Genomic DNA, 20,796 nt, shown 5'->3' on the forward strand with positions numbered 1-20,796 from the left:
AAGATCAGTGTTCGACGACATATCACGGCCACGGCGGTTAATTTCCTTTGCTAACGACGGCACTTTCGTCTGCAAAGAGGTCCACAGGGACCCCAAAATGACCTGAGAAAAAAATGAGTACGAAACCAAATCGTGATCTAGATTGAGCGCTGCTCACCTTCACCTCGCCAGAGAGGCAAACTCATGATCGCTTCACTCAAGCCTTACGTCACCACCGGCGTAGCAATCGTCGGCGCGAGCGTCATCGCCGTCGCGCCTCTCAGTCCGGTCACCGACGACATCAGGATCCACGCCAGCACGGTGTCCATGGACGTCCAGCAGGCCGGCCTGGTCGAAGATCTGCTGACCGGTATCAGCACGGTGTCTTCGGTCACCGGCAATGTCATCGAGACCCTCATCGACGAGGTGGGTGACCTCCCGCTCAACGTGGTGACCGCGATCGCGGCCGCCATCGAGAATCCGGAACTGCTCCCTGAACTGCTGAGCGCGCTGACGTACCGCATCCTCAGCCCGACCACACCCGGCTCGTTCGCGGGGCAATTGGCTCAGGCGATCGTGCCGCTGACCAGTCTCCTGCCCCCGGATGCGCAGGCGGCCGCCCTGGAAGCGCTCGGCGACCTCAACGCCGCCATCGGGGAGCTCCTCGACGTGCTCCCCAATCCCACCGCGGGATTCATCGCGCTGCAGACCGCTTTGATGGATCTGCCGGAGTTCATCTATGCCGTCCCGGCCGGCATCGGAAGCGTCGTCAGTGGCTTCGGCGCGTCGATCTCCGGTGCGTTCGACTACTTCGGCGGGCTCCCGGGCCTCGGAGCCCTGCTGGTGCAGGCCGCCATCGAAAACCCCGGGGACATCCCCAACCTGTTCAGCGCCGCCATCTACAGCGTGTTCAACCCGTTCGCCCCCTCGCTCTACTCGCTGACCGTCTCCCCGATCGTCAACGGCTTCGCCAATGCGTTCGGCGGTCCCATCGGCGGGCTGATCGACGTGGGCCAGGACTTCGTGAACGACGTCATCGCCGAGGCGTTGAGCATTCTGCCCATTCCCTACTTCCCGTCGATGAACCTGCGACAGATGAGCACGCTCGCGGCCGGCGCGGCGCCCGCTGTGCCGGACGCCGACCTGGAGCAGGTCGTCGAGGCATTCGGCACCGCCGCGGAGGCCTTCCTCGCCGGGGCGGTCAACGCTCCCGAGCGGGTCATCAACCTGGTCCGCGCGATCGCTGAGGACCCGGCGTCGTTCGCATCGCAGATCGTGGCGTTCGTCAACGAATCGATCGACTTCGCGCGGGCGACCATCGCACCGGTCGGCCGTGCGGTCATCGGCACGCTGCCGGAGGCGGCCCGCGGCCCGATCATCGAGGTGGGCACCGCGGTCGACAAGGCCACCAAGGATCTGCAGAACGCCGCTTCCGGGCTGGTGAACGGTGACGACGACGCCGATGAGACCGACCGTTCCGGCAGCAGCGGGCTCGACGACGAAGATCCGGACACCACCACGCAGCGGTCCTCGGTCACCTCCTCCGACGACGAAAGCCTCGAGGGCGGTGACGACGCCGACGACGGGGCCCTGTCCGAGGACGATGCCGACGACAGCGGATCGTCGGGTTCGGGCGCCGGCGAGGAGTCGCAGGGAGACGAGAGCCCCTCGCAGAGCCAGTCCGGCGGCGAGGAAAGCAACGGCGGACAAGAAGGCGCCGACAACGAGAACGCCGGCGGTGCGGACCAGGCCGCTGCCTGACAGTCGAACACGACAACCGACGGCCCTGCTCTCCCGGCGCAACCTCGCCCCGGGGAGCAGGGCCTCGGTGTTTCTCCCGACAGCCGTGGCTATCTCGAATTGACGGCGTCGATAGTTGCGGATTCATATTTTCGCCGCGGCTTTTCGGAGTGACCGCCGCTGTGTGATTCGCGGCCGTTACGATTCGGACCATGCCGGAACCGACCGCCGACGACGCGGCTTCAACCCAGCCTGACACCCCCAACCGCCCAGGGCCGACGGGGACCCGCCACAGTAACGCCGCGCCGCCACAACGAAATTCGGTCATCCCGATCGCGGCGCTGGTTCTCGCGGTGATCGCGGTGTGTCTCGCCGCCTACGCCGCGTTGAAGCCGGCGGAATCGGCACCGACCGACACCGCGGATGCGGCGGAATCCACCGACACTTCCGCCTCACCGGACGAGGCGAAGGCGACGATCTGTACGGCCGTGGAGACGGTCCGCAAAGGCGTGACCTTGAATACCAATCTCAGCGTTCCCGGCGGCCCGACCGACGTCGCCGGGAATCTCGCCGTCGCCGCGAACGCCCGGCTGTCGCTGTCCGAGGGTGGGCAGTATCTGCTCGCCCGCCTGGACCCGTCCACGCCAGGCGAATTGCACGATGCGGTGGAGCGTTTCGCGAACGTGCTGATGGACATCGGCGCGAATGCCACTGCGGGGCTTCCCATCTCGGAGCCGGCGCAAGCCGCACGACTGCGTGATGCGGACTCGATCAGCCGATCCATCGACCCGCTCTGCGCCTGACGCGCGAACAAGGAAAGTCCCCGGGGCCGTACGGCTCCCGGGGACTTTCGTTACTGCCGGTCAGCGTGCCGGGTCAGACGGCCGGCTCGTTCCCGTCCGTACCGCTGTCGCCGCTCGCACCGCCGAAGCCGCCGGCACCACCAGCGCCGCCGGAGCCCGGATTCTCCCGAGCGTCGGCGGGAGCGTCGGCATCGCCGCCATCGCCACCGTCACCGCCATCGCTGCCGAGCCAGCCGCCCATGCCCCCGTCGCCACCGTCGCCGCCGTTGGCCACGTCGGCGGCGTCAGTGCCATTGGTGTCGGCATCACCGCCATCGGCACCGTTGCCGCCAGGCCCACTGATGATCGTCCGGCCGCCGGCTCCACCGTCACCGGCGGTCGCGGTGTTGTCATCGGAGTTCGCATCGCCACCAACACCGCCGTCACCGGCGGTACCGACGTCGGATGTGCCACCGTCAGCGCCGTCTCCGGCCGTCGCGGTTCCGCCATCGGCTGTGGCCGCGCCGCCGGCCCCGCCGTCGCCGCCATCACCGACGATGCCCTGTCCACCGGCGCCACCGGCACCGCCGACGGCATTGTCGGTCGCATCATCTCCGTCGGTGGTTGCGCTGCCGCCGTCACCGCCGTCGGCGGCATTCCCGACCAGAGCCGCATCTCCGCCGACGCCGCCCCTGCCACCGGTGGCCGTGCCGTCGATCGATGACGCCGCGCCGCCATCGCCGCCGGCACCACCGTCGCCGAAGAAGATGCCGCCGCGCCCACCGTTGGCACCTGCGCCGGCGGTCGCGTTCCCGACCAGGTCCGTCTCGCCCTCGTCATCGCCGCGCAGGTCGTCACCGCCCGCCCCACCGGCACCACCGTTGCCGACGAAGAACCCGCCGTCACCGCCGCGCGCACCGGCGGTCGCCGCCAGAAAGTCGTCATCGTCGCCATCGTTGTCGGTGTCGTAGTAACCGGCGTCCAGGCCGGCGCCGCCGGCGCCACCGTTACCGAAGAGCAGGCCGCCGTTCCCGCCGGGAGTCGCCGGGTGGAAGACGCCGTCCTCGTCGACGTAGGCGTTCTGACCCGGAAGACCGTCGCCGATGAGCAGGCCGCCGGGGCCGATGAGACCCAGGAACGCGCCGCCTGACGGGTTGAACGTGAAAGCCGCCGCGTTGAGGACGTTGCCGCCACCGCTGAAGTCGAAGACATCGCAGTCGTCACCCTCCGGGCAGATGGGCGCCTGCGGAAGGACGCTGCCCGTCGAGGTCAGCGTGTATTCGATGGTCTTGGTCTCGATAGTCGACTCGGAATCGAAAGCGGCGAGTGGCGACGGTCCCCCCGGCTGGCTGAGCAGAACCGCGGCACCACCCGCAACTGCGAAGCCACCCATCATGAACGGCATGACCGGCCACCGCCGACCTCGCCCTTTGGATGCGTCATTCCGATGCTTGGACATAGAAATCCCCCTTGGATCAGCCGGCCTGAAAGGCGTGAGCTTCAGCAACGTAACATTGCGCGCGCAAAATCAGACCTCATCGTGAATATTACGGTGGCGTAAACCGTGCACTTACAAGAAGTGCCGCGATCCACCAGTTTGCAATCGCACCGGAATTCACAGCTTTTGTCGAAACACGGCGAACTGCCCGGAAATTGCCATCCTGAGCAACACTGCAGTTCGGAGCCCGATCTCAGTAAGCCACCTGAGATTCAGACAAAGAAACCCGTGTGTGATCAAGTGGTTTCTCAGGTGCAACTCAAGTCAATCCTCGCCGCGCGAATCCACGGCCCGCACGGATGAGCGAGCGATTCCGCGCGCGCCGAATCGCCGTGCGGCCGCCGGCCCGCAAACTGATTTCCGTCTCTGCAAATTGACGTCCGCGCGCATCTCCCGTCGCGCGCGACGAATCACGAGACCGCGCACAGGCGCGGCGGAGTGGGTGTGCAGACGGTCGGTGAGTTCAAACCTGGCGCTCGAGATTCTCAGGGAAGTCCTGGCTCGACCTCGTGTATTCTCAGGGCAATCTCAGCTACGATCGAGCGATTACACGCGTGCAGACCGGGGAGGGCGCCATGCGTCGGGCCATCGCCCCTTTTCTGGCCACTGGCGTGGTGCTGTCCGGCGCTGCCGTCGTCGTGGCCAACCCGGTCGTTCCGATGCCGTCCGACATTCGCGTGTCCGCCTCCGACTTCGCCGCCGACGGTGAGCGACTCGACGTCCTCGATCCCGGATTTCTGGATTCGATCGGCGCCATCCGGCAGGACTGGCTGAGTTCGATCGAGGTGCTGCAGCGGTTGTTCACCGATGTCGCCAACACCAACAGGGAATCGACGGTGGCCGCCTTCGGCGAGGCGCTGGTCATCCCGCCACCCGCGTTGACACCGACCGTGACCCTGCCCGACACCACTCACGAGCGCGCTCTGGTCGCCGCTCCGACGGGTCCGGTGCCGGATCCGAACCCGGTCGTCGAGGGCTTCGTCGGCGCGCTGAACGACATCGGACACAGCTTCGGCGAGGCCGGCATCAATTTCGTCCGGCAGGTCAGCATGGCCCCTGCGGTCGCCTTCGTGCTGGTGCAGCAGGTGGCCGGGCAGTTGTTCACCGGTCAGATCGGTCCGGAGGAGGCGCTGCGCCGGCTCGTCGTCGAACCGCTCAGCGCACTCCTCGTCGGCCACCCGCATCTCACCGGCATCGACGAGATCGACCGCGCCTTCCACGAGAGCGCGCTCAAGCCGCTGATCAGGGCGCTGATCCGCAACCTGCCCAAGCCGATCGGCCAGCCCGGCGGGTTGATCGACGATGTCGACCACACCGTCGATGGCGTGGTGGTGGAGATTCGCGACGGCCTCACCCCGGCTCAGAAGCCACAGCAGGCCGCGTCGGGCGTCACCGCCGAGACTCCCCCGGTGTCCGGCGACATCGAGGAACTCGAGCCCGCGACGTCCGGGACCGTCGGCGAGCAGCAGTCCGTCGGGGATCCGGACAAGAAGGCGCCCGCGACCCTCGAACCCGGCGCCGTGGCGCAGCGGATCGGCAAGGAGATCAACCGGGCGCTCGACGACTTCCGCGCGACGGTCAAGCGTTTCAGCGCCGGGAACCGGAAAGACGCGCCGACCAGCGGCAGTGGCAAGTCCGATGACCCAGGACAGGTCGAGGGCGACGAGCCCGCAAACGGGTCGGCCGGTGACGCGCCCGACGCGGACAAGCCCGACAACGCGCCGTCCGACGACGGCAAGCCGGCCGACGGCAGCGAGAGCGCCAGCGCATCCGAGAAGTGATGACCGCCGAATCGTCACGGTGACGATTTCGGCGCCGCGGATGGCCCGCGGTGAGTCGGCGTGAGCTGGAGTACGCGTCCTCGGTCGTCGTCATCGGCCTTCCCGCCGGCGTGGCCGGTATCGCCATCACCCTGCTGTGGCACACGGTCGAGCACCTGACCTACCACTATTCGTCCGGCGCACTGCGCGACGGGGTCGGCAGCAGCAGTCCGCTGCGCCGGGCGCTCGGGCCGATGGTGGGCGGAGCGGTGGCCGGCCTCGGTTGGTGGCTGCTGGTCGGCGCGGGCGCCGTCAACGCAGCGCAAGGTCACCGATCTGCGCCGCCGACGTCCTTGCGAGCACCGGTGTGGGCGGCACTGTTCGTCTGAGGACTCGCCTGGCCGCCGATCTTCCCGATTGCCGCGGTCGGCGCGGACCGGTTTGCGCCGGGTTGGCCACGCACGTACGCGCTGGGGTAACGCGCAGGACATGTTCATGCGATATCAAAGAGAATGGCCGACCGCAGATCGGTGGTGCGGGCGCCCGGCGCGCGACACGGCGGCAGCCGCGAGTTCGCTGAGCCCCCTGAGCGGAAGTTAACTGAACGGCTCAGGGAGCTCTCAGCTTCTGCCATAGAGCGGGCCTTCGGCTAATCCCGAAGTGCGGTTCGAGAGGCGCTCGCAGCAACTCTTTGAGGAAAGGTGCATAAAGCACCGCCACAAGCGGTACTCGTTCTACCGGATCGGCAGACGACACGCGACCATAAGAATAGGCCTCCCGGGACGACTCGGCAGCACGGCAACTGGTGCTGCAGTCGGTACCCATTTTCGTTCGCGTCAAAACACCCGAGGTCCAACGTGCCATGGATCACAGTCCAAGGTCGTTCCGCGGACGAACAGACGGTGCGTTCGGGCAGCCGTCAACCTCCGGTCGCCGGCTCCCGGCGGTCGAGACTCGCCGGAAAACTCCCATCGACACCGTGTAACAGGCCGTCACCGAGAGCGAAGACCTGCGAGGACACCCATTTGGGCCTCGATCCTTGCTGTGTCAACAAGGCCGGTGACACTCAACGGCTCGACCGTCACATCGCCCCGAGACCTTGCACGCGCGACTGTTGAAGAAGCAAATTAAGATCACTCCGAACAGTCGGTCTCCACTGGGAAAACCGGCTCCGCAGACGAACACAGCTAATCTCGAGCCGCGGCTCCGATCGCGCTGCGACTTGCCCTTCATCACCAGGTGAGAACTCGGCCACCTTTGCCACCAAGCCACCGCAACGCACCCCGTCGTAACGTCGGCTAATTTCGGGTCGCCGGCGTCAAGCAAACCCCGAACCGCGCCTTAGAAAAGCGTCAGAGAAAATCGCCGACATTGCTTTGTTACTTAGGTGGCTCTCAGGTATGTTTTGCTCCGTCGGGCTATCTGAGACCTTGAGGGGAAGTCATGGAAGTTGCTGTTCGGTCGTACCTGACCGCCGGTGTGGCTGTCGTAGGCGCCACAGCGATTGCGTTAGCACCAGTCGAGGTTCTGCCGCCGGACTTCCAGATCCGGGGTGACCGCATGGTCGCCGTGCTCGAGGACGTCTCGCTGTCCTCGCTGGCTGACCTCATCGCCGCCGCCGAGGCCGCATGGCGGCCGATCGGTGGCGCGCTCGACAGTGCCTCGGCCGCCGCGCAGGCCGCCATCGTAGGGCTCGGGGGCGCCCTGCAGGAGGCGCTCGTCAGCGCTGTCGAGGAGGGCAACAGCGCCTTCCAGGCCGTCGTCGAAGGACTGCTCGACGGCAGCAGCGTCCTCGCCACCGCAATCGACAACGCCATCGCGAACTTCCCGTCGCCGCAGGCCTTCATCGACGCGGTCGTGTCGGCGTTCGCGTCGATCAACCTGGACCTGGCCGGCGCGATCGAGGTCGCGCTGCAGGCCGTCGTCGACCTCGGCATCGAGCTGGATGCCGGCGCCATCGCCGACGCCTTCATCGAGGCGGGTGCCGCACTGGCCGCCGCGTTCGACGCTGCGCTGGCGGGCTTCCCCTCCCCTGAAGAGTTCGTCGCCGCCTTCGAGGCCGCGCTCGGCGGAGTGATCCCCGGCTTCAACGCCGTGGCGACCGCCGCCGCCGAGGCGCTGACCGAGCTCTCCGGTGAGCTGGCCGCCGCCATCGAGGCCGGTCTGGCGACGGGCCTGGGCGCCTTCGAGGCGATCATCGCGGGCCTGCAGGACGCCGGTGGCGAGCTCGCCGCCGCGTTCGCCGCCGCCCTCGAGGCCTTCCCCACGCCCGAGGCCTTCCTCGACGCGCTGGTCTCGGCCTTCGGCGCCATCGATCTGGACTTCGCGGCCGCGCTCGACGCCGCCCTCGACGTCCTGGTCGACATCGGCATCGACATCGACGCTGCCGCGATCGTCGACGCGCTGCTCGAGGCAGGCGTCGAACTGGGTGCCGCCTTCGACGACATCTTCGCGGGCTTCCCGACGCCGGCCGACTTCTTCGCGGCCTTCAACGCCGCGCTGGCCGGGGTCATCCCGGGCATCAACGCCTTCGCCGCCGCTGCCGGTGAGGCGCTGACCGACCTGTCGGGTGCGCTGGCCGCCGCGATCGAAGCGGGTGCGGAAGCCGGCATCGGCGTCTTCGACGCCATCGTGGCCGGACTGGTCGACGCCGGAAGCGATCTGGCCGCCGCGTTCGCCGCCGCCATCGAGGCATTCCCGACGCCCGAGGCCTTCCTCGACGCCCTCACCGACGCGTTCGCCGCGATCGATGTGGACCTCGCCGCGGCGCTGGATGCCGCACTCGAGGTGATCGTCGATCTCGGTGTCGATCTGGACGTCACCGCGATCGCCGAGGCCCTGATCGAGGCGGGCACCGACCTGGCCGCCGCGTTCGCCGCCGCCTTCGACGGATTCCCGTCCCCGGCGGACTTCTTCGAGGCGTTCAACGCCGCGATCACCGGTCTGATCCCGGGCTTCAATGTGCTCGCGGAGGCCGCTGCCGAGGCGATCACCGACCTGTCCGGCGCCCTGGCCGGGGCGCTGGAGGGCGGCTTCGCCGCCGGTCTGGACGCTTTCGAGGCCGTCGTGGCCGCACTGCAGGATGCGGGCGGCGAACTGGCCGCGGCGTTCGCCGCCGCGATCGAGGCGTTCCCCACCCCGGAGGCGTTCCTCGAGGCTCTGACCGCCGCGTTCGGCGCTATCGACATCGACCTGGGCGCCGCGCTGGATGCCGCGCTCGAGGTCATCGTCGACCTGGGCATCGAGCTCGACGCCGGCGCCATCGCCGATGCGCTTCTCGAGGCGGGTGCTGAGCTGGCCGCCCTGTTCAACGGCGTGCTCGGCGAGTTCCCGACGCCGGAGGAGTTCATCGCGGCCTTCAACGCCGCCCTCGAGGGTGTCGTGCCGGGCTTCAACGCCCTGGCCGCCGCCACCGCCGAGGCGATTGCGGACCTCTCCGGTGCGCTCGCGGGTGCGCTGGAGGCCGGGTTCGCCGCGGGTGTCGACGCATTCGACGCCGTCGTCACGGGCCTGCTCGACGCCGGTGGCGAGCTCGCCGCCGCGTTCAACGAGGTCATCGCCGCGTTCCCGACGCCGGAGGCCTTCGTCGAGGCCCTGGTCACCGCCTTCGGTGCGATCGATGTCGACCTCGCCGCCGCCATCGACGCGGCGCTCGAGGTCATCGTCGACCTGGGCATCGATCTCGACGCCGGCGCCATCGGCGAGGCGCTCCTGGAGGCCGGAGCCGAGCTGGGCGCAATCTTCGAAGCGGCGCTCGAGGGCTTCCCGTCACCGGCCGAGTTCGTCGCGGCATTCGAGGGTGCGCTGGAAGCAGTCATCCCCGGGCTCACGGCGCTGGCCGAGGCTGCGGAGACCGCCATCGGCAACTTCTCCGGCGCACTGGCCACGGCGATCGAAGCCGGCTTGGCGGCTGGCGAGACCGCGTTCGAGGCGTTCATCACCGCCCTGCAGGATGCCGGCGGGCAGCTTGCGGCGGCGTTCGAGGCGGCGCTTGACGCCTTCCCGACGCCCGAGGCCTTCATCGAGGCCGTGGTCGAGGCGTTCGGTGCGATCGACGTCGACCTCGGTGCCGCGCTCGATGCGGCGCTCGAGCTCATCGTCGAGCTGGGGATCGACCTGGACGCCGGCGTCGTCGCCGACGCCCTGCTCGACGCGGGTGCCGAGCTGGCCGCGGCCTTCAACGCCGCCCTGGCCGACCTGCCGACTCCCGAGGAGTTCGCCGCCGAGTTCGCCGCCGCCATCGAGGCTTTCGCGCCGGGCTTCAACGCGATCGCCGACGCGACCGCCGATGCCCTCGGCAACCTGTCGGCCGCGCTGACCGCCGCGATCGAGAGCGGTATCGACATCGGCAGCGCCGCTTTCGAGGGCTTCCTCGAGGCGTTCGTCGAGGCCGGTGGCAGCCTCTCGGCGGCGTTCGAGGCCGCGCTGGAGAACCTGCCTTCGCCGGAGGTCTTCATCAACGCCCTGATCGAGGCGTCCGCTTCGCTCGGACCGGTGCTGGCCGACCTCGGCGCGTCGCTCGAGGCGGGCCTCGAGGCCGGCCTGGACCTCGGCGCCGCAGCGCTGGAGGGCTTCGCCGAGATCAGTGGCGAGATTTCCGCGGCCATCGGCGCCTCGCTCGAGGGCCTGCCCACCCCGGCCGAGTTCGTCGCCTCCTTCGAGGAGGCCGGCGAGCAGTTCGGCGCGGCCGCCGACGCCATCACCGAGATCGGTGTCGACGCGGCGAACAACTTCGCCGCCGCCGCCGAAGCGGTCGTCGAGGCCTTCCGGGCCACGGCGGTCTCGGCCCTGGAGAACGGCAACGACGCCCTGCAGGCGATCGGTGCCGGCATCTACGCCGCGGTATCGGCCCTCGCCGAAGCCGCCAGCGACATCAACATCGGCGGGGCGATCAGCGCCGCGATCGGTGGCGCGCTGGGTGGTGGCTTCGGGGGCGGCTTCGGCTTCAACGCCGGGGCCGAGGCGGACGCCGAGGTGGGCGCCGCCCTCGATGCGGATGCCGCGGAGACCGGCTTGGTGCAGTCGCGGGCCGCTTCCGACGCCACGGTGCCCTCCGAGTCGCAGACGTTCGCGGTGACCACCGAAGAGGCTCAGGCTCCGGTCCAGGAGTCGGCCGTCGACGGCATGGCCATCAACCCGGTGTTGCCTGCGGCTCCGAAGCCGGTGGCCGATCTGCAGGACCGGGTCGAGGATGCGCAGAGCCAGCTGCGGACCGCCGGCGAGCAGATCGAGGACGGGCTCAACCAGACCCGCAAGAACCTCGAAGGTGCGGCCAACCAGACCCGCAAGAACGTCGAGGGCGCGATGAACCAGACCCGCAAGAATCTCGAGGGGGCGGCGGATCAGACCCGCAAGAACCTCGACGGGGTCCGGAAGTCCATCGAGCGGGCGGTCACCGGCGGCAGCAGCAGCAAGCCGAGCAGCGGCAGCTCGTCGAAGTCCGATTCGAACAGCAGCTCTTCGAAGAGCGAGTCGGGCAGCAGCAACTCCGGTTCGGACAGCAAGAAGAGCAGCAGCGACTCCGACGCGGCGTAAGTGCCGGATCCGTCCCGCGAGGGGCGGACGCAGCTGAGACGAAGCGGCCCCGGGTCATCAATGACCCGGGGCCGTTTCGTGTTCGTTGACAAAGTGGCAGCACGTGTCAATAGGTTGCGCGCGCGCCCGGTCGGCGAACAGTCCCTGATCTGCCGCACGGTCCGCGTGCGTACCGCTCGAGCAACCGCACGGGTCCTCGAGCAATCAGCAACCGTGTTCATCCATATAACGAAACGTCGCCCGCCCCTCGTTTCTCGCGATCGGGGCCTCGGCGTTACCGCTGGCACTGTCGATTTACTTGACTTCGATATGACCTGACCGGATCCGGCGAACGGCAGTGTGCGACATCTTGCGCCGACCCGCGAATCTTTTCACAGTGGCCAATCAACCCGCTCAAGGCGGCCTGAACAGCAACATTCATGCGATTCTCAACGCCTTTGCCGATGCCAGAGTTCAAGATCGGACAGGACTCTCACTTTTTACAAATCAAGCGGTTCTGTACTTACTCTCGGGTAGGTTTCGGCGACGTCAAGGTTTGACGTCAACGTAAGGAGATTCCATGCAGGTTGCAGCCCGCTCATACCTGGCAACGGGTGTCGCACTTGTCGGGGCCGGTGCGATTGCGGTCAGTCCGGTGGCGCCGCCGGTCCCCGACCTCCCGGATATCACGGTGCCGGCGATCTCGTCGGCCGCGGTCGACCTGAGCGCTCTGGGCAACCCGATCACGGTATGGGCGGATGTGATCGCCGCGGCCATCGAGAACTCGGCGTCGCTGGGCGGGGCGATCCTCGACGACCCCGCACCCATCCTCCGCCAGATCTTCGCCAACCAGCTCGGCTACGCCGAGACCCTGGTCGGCGCGGGCCGGGATGTCATCGAGGCGGTGGTGTCCTACTACACGCCCGGAAACCCCACCGGCCTGTCGGGAGAACTGGAGAGGGTGTTCGACCAGCTCGAAGCGGGTGACATCGCCACGGCCTTCGCCACGCTCGCCGAAGCGCTCGTGCTCGCGCCGATCCTCGGCGCCGGGATCCCGCTCCTGCTCTCGGGAGCCCTGGACATTCCCAAGGCCATCGCGCAGAACTTCGCCGATGCGGTCGCCGCCCTGACCAATCCCGCCAATGCACTCGGCCTGATCACCGGTGGCGTCGGCCCGATCATGGGCGCCATCAACGCCTTCGGCGGCACGGCGCAGGAGGTGGCAGACGCAGTCGGAGAAGGAGAACTGGTCGCGGCCGCCACCGCGCTGATCAACCTCCCCGCAGTCCTCACCGGTGCGGTGCTCAACGGCTACGAGAACGAGGCAGGGACGTTCTTCCCCGGACTCCTGTCCTTCGACCCGAGCCAGTTCTCGCTGAACGGCGGCATCCTCCAAGCGGTGCTGGTGAACATCCCTCGGGCCATCGCCGCGGCCCTGGGCGCCACCACGGCGACGGCGACGGCGAAGGTGGCCACCGACGAGGTGTCGTCCACCAGCACCGAGCCCGCGTCGATCGTGACCATGGACATCACCGACGCCGCGGCCAAGACCACCGCACCGGCCGGTGAGGGTGCGGGCACGGATTCCGGCGGCGGGGCTCCCACCGACCCCGCGCCGGTGAGCGACGGTGCCGCCGACGAGCAGCCCGCCGAGGAGCCGGCCGACGAGGCACCGACCGGGGACGAGACCCCGGCCGAGGACCCGGCCGACGAGGCCCCGGCCGAGGACGCGGCCGAGGACACGGCCGAGGAGGCCCCGGCCGAGGAGGACTCGACCGAGGGCGACGAGGGCGAGGAGAGCGGCGACGAGTCGAACGATGACGAACAGGCCGGCGACGACAACGACGGCGCGGACACCGACAACGGCGGCAACGACAACGCAGGCAACGACAACGAGGGCGCCGTGGCGTAACCGCATCCACAGTGCGTGACGGAGGCCCCCTTCTTCGGGAGGGGGCCTTCTCGCGTCACGGCGGGGACTTCACCCATCGTCCGGCATCGCCGACGATGCCGACCGGTACCGCCCCGGTGAGGCTGACGTTGCGGACACTCGGCCCCGCCGCGACGATCGTGGTGTCCTGCAGGATCGGCAGCACCGTCCACATGTTCCACAGTCGCGGTTCCACCGCGTCGATCACCGCACCGATGTCGTCGCGGCCGGCGAGCGCGGCGTCGATCCTCGGCTGGATGGCCGGGTCGCACACCCCGGTGATGTTGCTCGGCGCCTGCACCAGTTGTCCCGACTCGGGCGCCGGGCTCGGCGTCGCGGGCGGTGCAGGAGCGGGCGAGGGCACGTCGCCGGGCGCCGGGGCTGGTGCGGGCCGAGGCGCCCCGCTGGTCGGCGCGGTGGCCACGGGCCTGGCCTCCAGGGCCGGGCAGCTGTAACGCGAGGCCAGCGCGGTGGCCAGGTCTCCCCCGGCCTGCCGCCAGCCCACCACCGCGTCGACCCGGTTCTCCGCCAGGGCCTCGCCGTAGAGCGCAACCGGGTCCAGCGCCAGCACCGAGGCTTCGATACCGACATTGCGCAGCTGGTCGGCGGCCGTGTTCGCCACCGCGACCGACGTCGGGTCGTTGGCCGCGACCCCGATGCGAAGTGCCAGCGGCACACCGTCTTTGGAGATGCGGCCCCGTGCGATGTCCGCGGCCGGGGTGCCCGGGGCAGGCGGCGCGGCGTCCGTGGCGGGCACCACCTCATAGCCGGCGTCCGCGAGCAATTCCAGCGCCGACGCCGTCCCGAGCGCGGGCGGCGCCGTCGGCACATAGCCGGGATCCGACGGCGAACGCACCTGCGCCTGCGCCAGCGTGACGGTGTTGTCGTCGCCCGCGCCGACCGCGGCCAACAGGTCCACGTCGAGCAGACCGAGGATCGCCTGGCGCACCGACGGATCGGTCAACTGCGGTTGCTGACCGCGCAGCGTCACCTGCATCACCCGCGGGGTGACGATCCGGGCGGTCCGCACGTCCGGGATCGCGCTCAACTGCGCGAAGGTCGCCGCACCGCCGTGGACCTGTGCGACCTGGGTGTCGCCGTTGCGGATCGAATCGGCAAGGGCCGCGGGGGCACCGCCCCGACGGAACAGCACCAGGTCCGGCCGCGCCGGGGCGCTCCAGTACCGGTCGTTGCGCGCCAGCAGGATCTCATCGCGCTGCGGGTCGATGCTCTCCACCCGGAACTGGCCGCCGGTCACCGGCATCGCCTCGGCCAGGCCGGCCGGGAATCCGCCGGGGATGTCCTTGACGATGTGGGCGGGCAGGATGTTGTTGAACAGTTCGCGCCAGGCCGGGTACGGCTGGGAGAACGTGACCACCACCTGTTTGGCGCCCTCCACCGACTGCACGCCGGTGATGAGGTCGTAGCCCGCCGGGTCGACGACGCCGGGTTGGCTCACCATCTGCCGCCACAGATACCAGTAGTCGTCGGCGCCGATCGGGGCGTTGTCGGTCCACTGCGCCTCGGGCCGGATCTTGTAGGTGATGGTGAACGGGTTCTGGTTGGTCACCTCGGCCGATTCGAGCAGCGTCGGGTCGAGTTCCCAGCGCGATCCGGTGGGCACCGTCGGGTCCGGGATCGGCCGGAACGAGCTCGGCAGCACCAAGGCGGCGATGGCGGCATTCACCGGGGACTGGTCGGACAGGAGGTGCGGGTTGAAGCCCGGCCCGATCGAGTCGATCGCCACGATGATCTGTGTCGCCTTGGGCGCGGGCGGCGGCGTGGTCTCCGTCGTGTTGGTGCTCTGCGGCGCGGGTGGCGGGCTGACCGTGCACCCCGCCAGCAGCAGTACCGGAACCGACACCACTGCCCCCATCAACACGCGGAGACGGCGGGGGCGGGTCGGCACGCTACCCAGGGTATCGGCCGCTGTTGTCCGCTCCCGCCCTCCTCGGCGCGGGCTCAGCCCCGCGCCTTGGCCCGCGCCTTCGCCCGGGCCCGCAGACTCGCCGCGAGTTCGACCTTGCGCACCCGCACCACCTCGGGCGTGACCTCGACGCACTCGTCCTCGGCGCAGAACTCCATCGCCTGTTCCAGACCGAGCTCGAGCGGACGGGCCAGCGTCTCGATGACGTCGGCGGTCGACGACCGCATGTTGGTCAGCTTCTTCTCGCGGGTCACGTTGACGTCGAGATCCTCGGCGCGCGGGTTGATCCCGACGACCTGGCCCTCGTAGGTGTCCTGGCCCGGTTCGACGAAGAACTGCCCGCGGTCGGCGAGCTGGATCATCGCGAACGGGGTGATCTGGCCGCTACGGTCGGAGACCAGCGATCCGGTGTGGCGGGCGCGGATCTCGCCGGCCCACGGACGGTAGCCGTCGAACACGGCGTTGGCGATGCCGGTGCCGCGGGTGATGGTCAGGAAGTCGGTGCGGAAGCCGATCAGCCCGCGGCTGGGCACGATGAAGTCCATCCGGACCCACCCGGCGGCGTGGTTGGTCATGTCCTCCATGCGGCCCTTGCGGGCGGCCATCAGCTGCGTGATCGCGCCGACGAACTCCTCGGGGCAGTCAATGGTCATCGCCTCGAACGGCTCGTGCAGCTTGCCGTCGATGGTGCGGGTGACCACCTGCGGCTTGCCGACGGTCAGCTCGAAACCCTCGCGGCGCATCTGCTCGACGAGCACGGCCAGCGCGAGCTCACCGCGGCCCTGCACCTCCCAGGCGTCGGGGCGACCGATGTCGACGACGCGGATCGACACGTTGCCGATGAGTTCCTGGTCGAGTCGGTTGCGGACCATGCGCGCGGTCAGCTTGTGGCCGGACACCTTGCCCGCCAGCGGGGAGGTGTTGGTGCCGATGGTGACCGAGATGGCCGGCTCGTCGACGGTGATCCGGGGCAGCGCGTGCGCGTGTTCGGTGTCGGCGAGCGTGTCGCCGATCATGATCTCGGGCATGCCCGCCACCGCGACGATGTCGCCGGCGACGGCCTCGTCGGTGGCGCTGCGCTCGACGCCGACGGTGGCCAGCAGCTCGGTGACCTTGGCATTGGTGACGACGGGCACGCCGTCGACCTCACGCATCCACGCGACCTGCTGCCCCTTGCGGAGCTTGCCGTTGTAGATGCGGATCAACGCGAGACGGCCGAGGAACGCCGACGCGTCGAGGTTGGTCACCAGCGCCTGCAGCGGGGCCTCGGGATCGCCGCTGGGCGGCGGGATGTGGTTCATCAGCACGTCGAACAGCGGGTCGAGGTTCTCCCCGTCCGGGTTCTCGCCGTTGGCCGGTTCGGTGGTGCTGGCGATGCCCGCGCGGCCCGACGCGTACAGCGTGGGCAGACCGAGCGCGTCCTCGGCGGCTTTCTGCGCCTCCTCGTCGAGGTCGGAGGCGACGTCGAGCAGCAGGTCGTGGCTCTCGGAGACCACTTCGGCGATGCGGGCGTCGGGGCGGTCGGTCTTGTTCACGACCAGGATCACGGGAAGGTGAGCGGCCAGCGCCTTACGCAGCACGAAGCGGGTCTGCGGCAGCGGGCCCTCGGAGGCGTCGACCAGCAGCAGCACACCGTCGACCATCGACAGGCCGCGCTCGACCTCACCGCCGAAGTCGGCGTGGCCGGGGGTGTCGATGACGTTGATCACCGTCATGCCGCCGTCGGCGTGGTGCCGGTGCACGGCGGTGTTCTTGGCCAGGATCGTGATGCCCTTTTCCTTCTCCAGGTCACCGGAGTCCATCAGCCGCTCGATGGTGTCGTCACCGCGGTGGGTGAGCGCCCCGGACTGGCGCAGCATCGCGTCGACCAGGGTCGTCTTGCCGTGGTCGACATGGGCGACGATGGCGACGTTGCGGAAATCGGGGCGCGCGTTCACGCCGGTGATTCTCGCAGTGTGGCCGGGTGATCGCGAAATGCGCGCGAGGCAGGTCACAGTCGCCGACTCGGGGCGTGGCACTCTGGGGAGCTCACCGACCCCCTGCCGTCAGGAATCCACCCGCCCCGTGAAGTCCACGAAGTTCGCCGAGATGAAACCGAAGAAGAAGTGCTGCCGCAGCAAGCCGAGGTGCAAGCGCTGCCCGCTGGTGGTGCACAAGGTGCTCAAGGCCGAACACATGGGCATCCGCGGCAAGGAGCTCGAGAAGATCTACAAGCGCGCGCGGCGGGCCTGACCTCGCCGAACGGCTGCCACGACGGGGACCTGGCGCGTACCGTTTGTGGTATCCGTCAAGGTCCTTCGTGTGGTTTGGAGGTAGCGATCATGACGGTCTACGAAGCGCTCACTGTCGCCCTGATCATGGTGCTGGCGGCGGCCACGATCGTCGCGATCTACCTCGGGTTGATGAACTGGATCGGCGCCGCGCACGTCGTGCGGTGCTCGTCCTGCCATCACCTCACGGTGGGTGGGACGAACCAGCCGCAGCAGTCGTGCCCGCACTGTCGGCATCCGGTGCTGACCCACCCGCTCTACGCGGCGCACCACCCGCGCAGCGTCCACGAGGTGCGGGTGGTCGGCGACCGTCTGCGGTACTGAGCGCAGGTCAGGCGTCCCCGGCGCTGCCTGCGCCCGGGGCGTCACTCGACATGGCGTCGCCCAGCGCACCGAGCCACGCCCGGTCCGCGGGCACCCACGGCAGCGTGTCGAGCTCGGCGACGGTGACCCACCGCAGCGCGCGGTGGTCGAGCGCCCGCACCTCGCCACCGGTCCGGGTGACCAGATAGGCGCGCAGCACGGTGGCCGGGCGCAGCGCCACGTCGTGGCCCAGCCGGGCGCCGACCGCGACGTCGACCCCGAGTTCCTCGCGCAATTCACGCGCCAGCGCCGCCTCGTCGCTTTCGCCGGGCGTCACCTTGCCGCCCGGAAGTTCCCACAGCCCAGCGAGTTCGGGCGGGCGTGCCCGCTGCGCCACCAACAGGGCCGAGCGCACGATCAGCACACCGGCCACGACGATCTGTGTTGCCATCAGCGGCGACGGTATACGGTCGGAAGGTATGGCTGTGTTGACCGACGATCAGGTGGACGCCGCACTGTCCGGCCTCAACGGCTGGGAACGCGCCGACGGCGCGTTGCGGCGCTCGATCAAGTTCCCCGCCTTCCTCGACGGGATCGAGGCGGTGCGCCGCGTGGCCGAGCACGCGGAGCGCGAGGACCACCACCCCGACATCGACATCCGCTGGCGGACAGTGACGTTCGCGCTTGTCACCCATTCCGAGGGCGGCATCACGGACAAGGACGTGCAGATGGCACGCGAGATCGACGGAATGCTGGACCGGTAGCGGCCACCCATCCCAGCGTCGCGAGCGTCGCGACGATGTAGATCAACCCGGCCCAGGCGAGGTACCAGGGCCGGCCGATCTGCCAGATGGTCGGCTGGGCGAAGCTGAGCAGCCACGGCACGCCGACCAGGGTCAGCGCCAGCCACGCCCACCGCAGCACCCGCGCACCCGCATGCGCGCGCAGCGGCCCGTGCCACAGCCAGATCATCAGCGGCAGCACCCACACCCAGTGGTGCGTCCACGAGATCGGGGACAGCAGAAGGCCGAACAGCTGGACGATCACGATGGCGCCCAGCCGGTCGGAGCTGCCGCCGATCGCCCGCCACGCCAGCACCGCGAGCGCGGCGGTCACCACGATGCCGGCGAGCACGACCGGTCCGTATCCCGCGTCGTGACCCAGGATCCGGGAGACGCCGCCGCGCCAGGACTGGTTGAACGATGTGCCGATCGGGCCCACCCGTCCGGCGTCGCCGAGCAGTTCGGTGAAGTAGCGCCGCGCCTGATCGCCGACGACGACCGCCGACAGCGCCACCGTCGCGAAGAACACCGCCGCCGAGAACACCGCCGCACCCCATCGGCGGGCGCCCACGAAATACAGCCCGGACACCGCCGGCGTCAGCTTGATCCCGGCGGCCAGCCCGACCAGCAGACCCGACCACCACCACCGGGTGCTGTGCACGGCGGCCAGCACCGCGAGCACCAGCGCCACGTTGACCTGTCCGTAGTCGAACGTGCTGCGCAGCGGTTCGAGCCAGATGCCCACCGCGGTCCACACCATCGCGGTCCGGCGCTCCCCGCCGGCGTCGTCGAGTAATCGCTGACTGAGCCGCACGACGCCGTAGAGCGCGGCGATGATGCCCAACTGCCAGGCCAACGCCACCAGGCCGAAGGGCAGCAGGTGCAGCGGATAGAACACCACCGCGGCGAACGGCGGATAGGTGAACGGCAGCGGGAAGTCCGGCGTCTGGTCGGCGTAGACGAAGTCGTAGAGGGTGCCGGGTTCGTCGAGTGCGGCAGCCCCCCCGACGTAGACGTGCAGGTCGACGAAGTTCGCGCCGTTGGGCACCAGATAGGTCCACGCCAGGCGGGCCGCGACGCTGAGCACGAGCAGCACGGGCGCCGCCGCAACCAGTCGGCTCGGCAGTCGGGCGGCAGGCGCGGCGGCGTCGGTGGAGGTGTCTATCCGCCCGACTCTACTGACCGGGTCACCGAATCCCGTCGAGTCCGTCACGGTTGAGTAAATGCCACACATGTCACTTGAGTAACACCAGTAACTGCGTAGCGTCGGTCGCAGACGTGCCGTCGACGGATTGGGAGATCCATGAAATTCATCAAGAAAGCACTCGTGACCAGCATGTTCGCCGCCATCGGCGCGGTTCCGCTCGCGGTGGGGCTCAGCGGGACCGCCGCCGCCCAGCCGGCGGCGCCCGCGCCGCCCGCCCCGGCCATTCCGTTCCTGGATCAACTCGGCGGCGCGCCGCAGTTGCTGCAGACCGTGGCCACCGCGCTGACCGGGATGGCGCCCTCGCCGAGCGCGGTCACACCGGCCGCGCCCGCCGCTGCGGCCCCGGGTGCGACGGCGTCGATCACCCTGCCGCAGACACCGGCCGCCGTGCCGGCGCCGGCTGCGGGTGCGTCGGCCCTGCCGGGCCTGGCCTCGCTGATGCCGGCGGGCAACGCGCTGACCAGCCTGCTGCCCGCCGCGACCCCGGCTGCACCGCCGGTCGGTGCGCCGCCGGCGTCGGCACCTGCAGCGGGTGCCGGGATGGGGCCGCTGTTCCCCGTCTCCGCTCTGCCCTGATCACCGCGCCTGATCACTCGAACCTGATCGAACCTCGCAAGGAGTGAGATGTCTCCGATCCGAACTGTGCTGACGACCGCGGCGGGCCTCGGCGCGTCGGTCGCGCTGCTGTTGGGCAGCGCGACCGCGCACGCCGAACCCGTCGCGACGCCGGCGCCGATCGACGCGCTGCAGGCGCCCGGTCTGCCGGCCGTGGAAAGCCTCGGCCCCGTCATCCAGCAGGCCGCGGCGGATCCGAACAACGCCGCGTCGATGCTGATGGCGGCGGCCGCGGTGTTCGCCGGTGACGCGGCGGCGCCCGCGTCGTCGCGCAACGTGGCGTCGGCGGTCAACCAGTTCGTGACCGATCCGGCCGCACATGTTCCTGCCCCGGGCGCCGTGCCCGGCACGCAGGCGCATCTGCCGCCGGGGATCGACCCGTCCCGCGCGCTCGGACCGGTCCCGGAGGCAGATCTGCACGCGGTCCCGGCGCCGGCCGCACCGCCGGCGCCGGGTCCCGCGGGTGCGCCCGCCCCGGCCGCCGCGGTG

The 20,796-nt window shown here is 69.4% G+C and carries 15 protein-coding genes and 1 pseudogene; 11 read left to right on the forward strand and 5 right to left on the reverse strand.

From position 1 onward, the window contains the following. Positions 1–183: 183 nt before the first annotated feature. Positions 184–1,740 carry a hypothetical protein gene (locus E4P42_RS22530; RefSeq protein WP_135128336.1) on the forward strand — a complete coding sequence of 519 codons (1,557 nt, stop codon included), beginning with the start codon at positions 184–186 and terminating at the stop codon, positions 1,738–1,740. A 191-nt stretch (positions 1,741–1,931) separates the two neighbouring features. Then, positions 1,932–2,522, forward strand: coding sequence for a hypothetical protein (locus tag E4P42_RS22535; RefSeq protein WP_371287067.1), 591 nt, complete (start codon positions 1,932–1,934; stop codon positions 2,520–2,522). Between the two features lie 73 nt (positions 2,523–2,595). On the opposite strand, the gene E4P42_RS27630 is transcribed toward E4P42_RS22535, so the two are convergent. Next, on the reverse strand, positions 2,596–4,008 hold the full coding sequence (locus tag E4P42_RS27630; RefSeq protein ID WP_305801111.1) for a hypothetical protein: 1,413 nt from the start codon (positions 4,006–4,008) through the stop codon (positions 2,596–2,598). 566 nt (positions 4,009–4,574) lie between these two features. On the opposite strand from E4P42_RS27630, the gene E4P42_RS22545 reads away from it, so the two are divergent. From E4P42_RS22545 to E4P42_RS22560, 4 genes are all read left to right on the forward strand, one after another. After that, positions 4,575–5,780, forward strand: coding sequence for a hypothetical protein (locus tag E4P42_RS22545; protein ID WP_135128337.1), 1,206 nt, complete (start codon positions 4,575–4,577; stop codon positions 5,778–5,780). Positions 5,781–5,830: 50 nt separating this feature from the next. After that, a complete protein-coding gene (locus tag E4P42_RS22550) occupies positions 5,831–6,148 on the forward strand; it encodes a hypothetical protein (RefSeq protein ID WP_209305850.1) in 318 nt (105 codons plus the stop codon). A gap of 1,171 nt (positions 6,149–7,319) precedes the next feature. Then, positions 7,320–11,294 (forward strand): hypothetical protein, encoded by a 3,975-nt coding sequence (locus E4P42_RS22555; protein WP_245234173.1) that lies wholly within the window; start codon positions 7,320–7,322, stop codon positions 11,292–11,294. Positions 11,295–11,853: 559 nt separating this feature from the next. Further along, complete coding sequence (locus E4P42_RS22560; protein WP_135128339.1) at positions 11,854–13,185, forward strand: hypothetical protein; 1,332 nt, start codon at positions 11,854–11,856, stop codon at positions 13,183–13,185. Between the two features lie 55 nt (positions 13,186–13,240). Here E4P42_RS22560 and E4P42_RS22565 read toward each other — a convergent pair whose 3' ends face one another. Both E4P42_RS22565 and typA read right to left on the reverse strand, forming a co-directional pair. After that, positions 13,241–15,079: an ABC transporter family substrate-binding protein gene (locus E4P42_RS22565; protein WP_135128350.1), complete on the reverse strand. Its 1,839-nt coding sequence runs from the start codon at positions 15,077–15,079 to the stop codon at positions 13,241–13,243. An 86-nt stretch (positions 15,080–15,165) separates the two neighbouring features. Continuing rightward, entirely contained in the window at positions 15,166–17,067 is a 1,902-nt protein-coding gene (typA, locus tag E4P42_RS22570) for a translational GTPase TypA (protein ID WP_135128340.1), read from the reverse strand. A gap of 127 nt (positions 17,068–17,194) precedes the next feature. Here typA and E4P42_RS27085 point away from each other — a divergent pair, with 127 nt between their 5' ends. Both E4P42_RS27085 and E4P42_RS22575 read left to right on the forward strand, forming a co-directional pair. Continuing rightward, positions 17,195–17,362, forward strand: coding sequence for a hypothetical protein (locus tag E4P42_RS27085; protein WP_167759579.1), 168 nt, complete (start codon positions 17,195–17,197; stop codon positions 17,360–17,362). A gap of 89 nt (positions 17,363–17,451) precedes the next feature. Further along, on the forward strand, positions 17,452–17,724 hold the full coding sequence (locus E4P42_RS22575; protein WP_135128341.1) for a hypothetical protein: 273 nt from the start codon (positions 17,452–17,454) through the stop codon (positions 17,722–17,724). A gap of 7 nt (positions 17,725–17,731) precedes the next feature. On the opposite strand, the gene E4P42_RS22580 is transcribed toward E4P42_RS22575, so the two are convergent. Continuing rightward, positions 17,732–18,154, reverse strand: a complete 423-nt coding sequence (locus E4P42_RS22580) for a (deoxy)nucleoside triphosphate pyrophosphohydrolase (RefSeq protein ID WP_135128342.1) — start codon at positions 18,152–18,154, stop codon at positions 17,732–17,734. Between the two features lie 28 nt (positions 18,155–18,182). Here E4P42_RS22580 and E4P42_RS22585 point away from each other — a divergent pair, with 28 nt between their 5' ends. After that, positions 18,183–18,467 (forward strand): 4a-hydroxytetrahydrobiopterin dehydratase, encoded by a 285-nt coding sequence (locus tag E4P42_RS22585; protein WP_135128343.1) that lies wholly within the window; start codon positions 18,183–18,185, stop codon positions 18,465–18,467. Here the strand turns inward: E4P42_RS22585 and E4P42_RS22590 are convergent. After that, positions 18,412–19,719 carry a mannosyltransferase gene (locus E4P42_RS22590; protein WP_135128344.1) on the reverse strand — a complete coding sequence of 436 codons (1,308 nt, stop codon included), beginning with the start codon at positions 19,717–19,719 and terminating at the stop codon, positions 18,412–18,414. The two genes, E4P42_RS22585 and E4P42_RS22590, sit on opposite strands and share 56 nt — an antisense overlap. Positions 19,720–19,821: 102 nt before the next feature. Here E4P42_RS22590 and E4P42_RS22595 point away from each other — a divergent pair, with 102 nt between their 5' ends. Continuing rightward, positions 19,822–20,268 (forward strand): hypothetical protein, encoded by a 447-nt coding sequence (locus E4P42_RS22595; protein WP_371287069.1) that lies wholly within the window; start codon positions 19,822–19,824, stop codon positions 20,266–20,268. Between the two features lie 48 nt (positions 20,269–20,316). After that, positions 20,317–20,796, forward strand: a pseudogene (locus E4P42_RS22600) (hypothetical protein); the annotation flags it as partial.

This window comes from Mycobacterium sp. PS03-16 (assembly GCF_004570325.1).
Lineage (GTDB): Bacteria > Actinomycetota > Actinomycetes > Mycobacteriales > Mycobacteriaceae > Mycobacterium.

Excerpts from the sequence above, each read along its gene's own strand:
- E4P42_RS22530 (WP_135128336.1), top strand. The coding sequence starts at position 184 with ATGATCGCTTCACTCAAGCCTTACGTCACCACCGGCGTAGCAATCGTC.
- E4P42_RS22585 (WP_135128343.1), top strand. The coding sequence starts at position 18,183 with ATGGCTGTGTTGACCGACGATCAGGTGGACGCCGCACTGTCCGGCCTC.
- E4P42_RS22560 (WP_135128339.1), top strand. The coding sequence starts at position 11,854 with ATGCAGGTTGCAGCCCGCTCATACCTGGCAACGGGTGTCGCACTTGTC.
- E4P42_RS22555 (WP_245234173.1), top strand. The coding sequence starts at position 7,320 with ATGGTCGCCGTGCTCGAGGACGTCTCGCTGTCCTCGCTGGCTGACCTC.
- E4P42_RS22535 (WP_371287067.1), top strand. The coding sequence starts at position 1,932 with ATGCCGGAACCGACCGCCGACGACGCGGCTTCAACCCAGCCTGACACC.
- E4P42_RS22565 (WP_135128350.1), bottom strand. The coding sequence starts at position 15,079 with ATGGGGGCAGTGGTGTCGGTTCCGGTACTGCTGCTGGCGGGGTGCACG.
- E4P42_RS22595 (WP_371287069.1), top strand. The coding sequence starts at position 19,822 with ATGTTCGCCGCCATCGGCGCGGTTCCGCTCGCGGTGGGGCTCAGCGGG.
- E4P42_RS22545 (WP_135128337.1), top strand. The coding sequence starts at position 4,575 with ATGCGTCGGGCCATCGCCCCTTTTCTGGCCACTGGCGTGGTGCTGTCC.
- E4P42_RS22575 (WP_135128341.1), top strand. The coding sequence starts at position 17,452 with ATGACGGTCTACGAAGCGCTCACTGTCGCCCTGATCATGGTGCTGGCG.
- E4P42_RS22590 (WP_135128344.1), bottom strand. The coding sequence starts at position 19,719 with ATGTGTGGCATTTACTCAACCGTGACGGACTCGACGGGATTCGGTGAC.
- E4P42_RS22580 (WP_135128342.1), bottom strand. The coding sequence starts at position 18,154 with ATGGCAACACAGATCGTCGTGGCCGGTGTGCTGATCGTGCGCTCGGCC.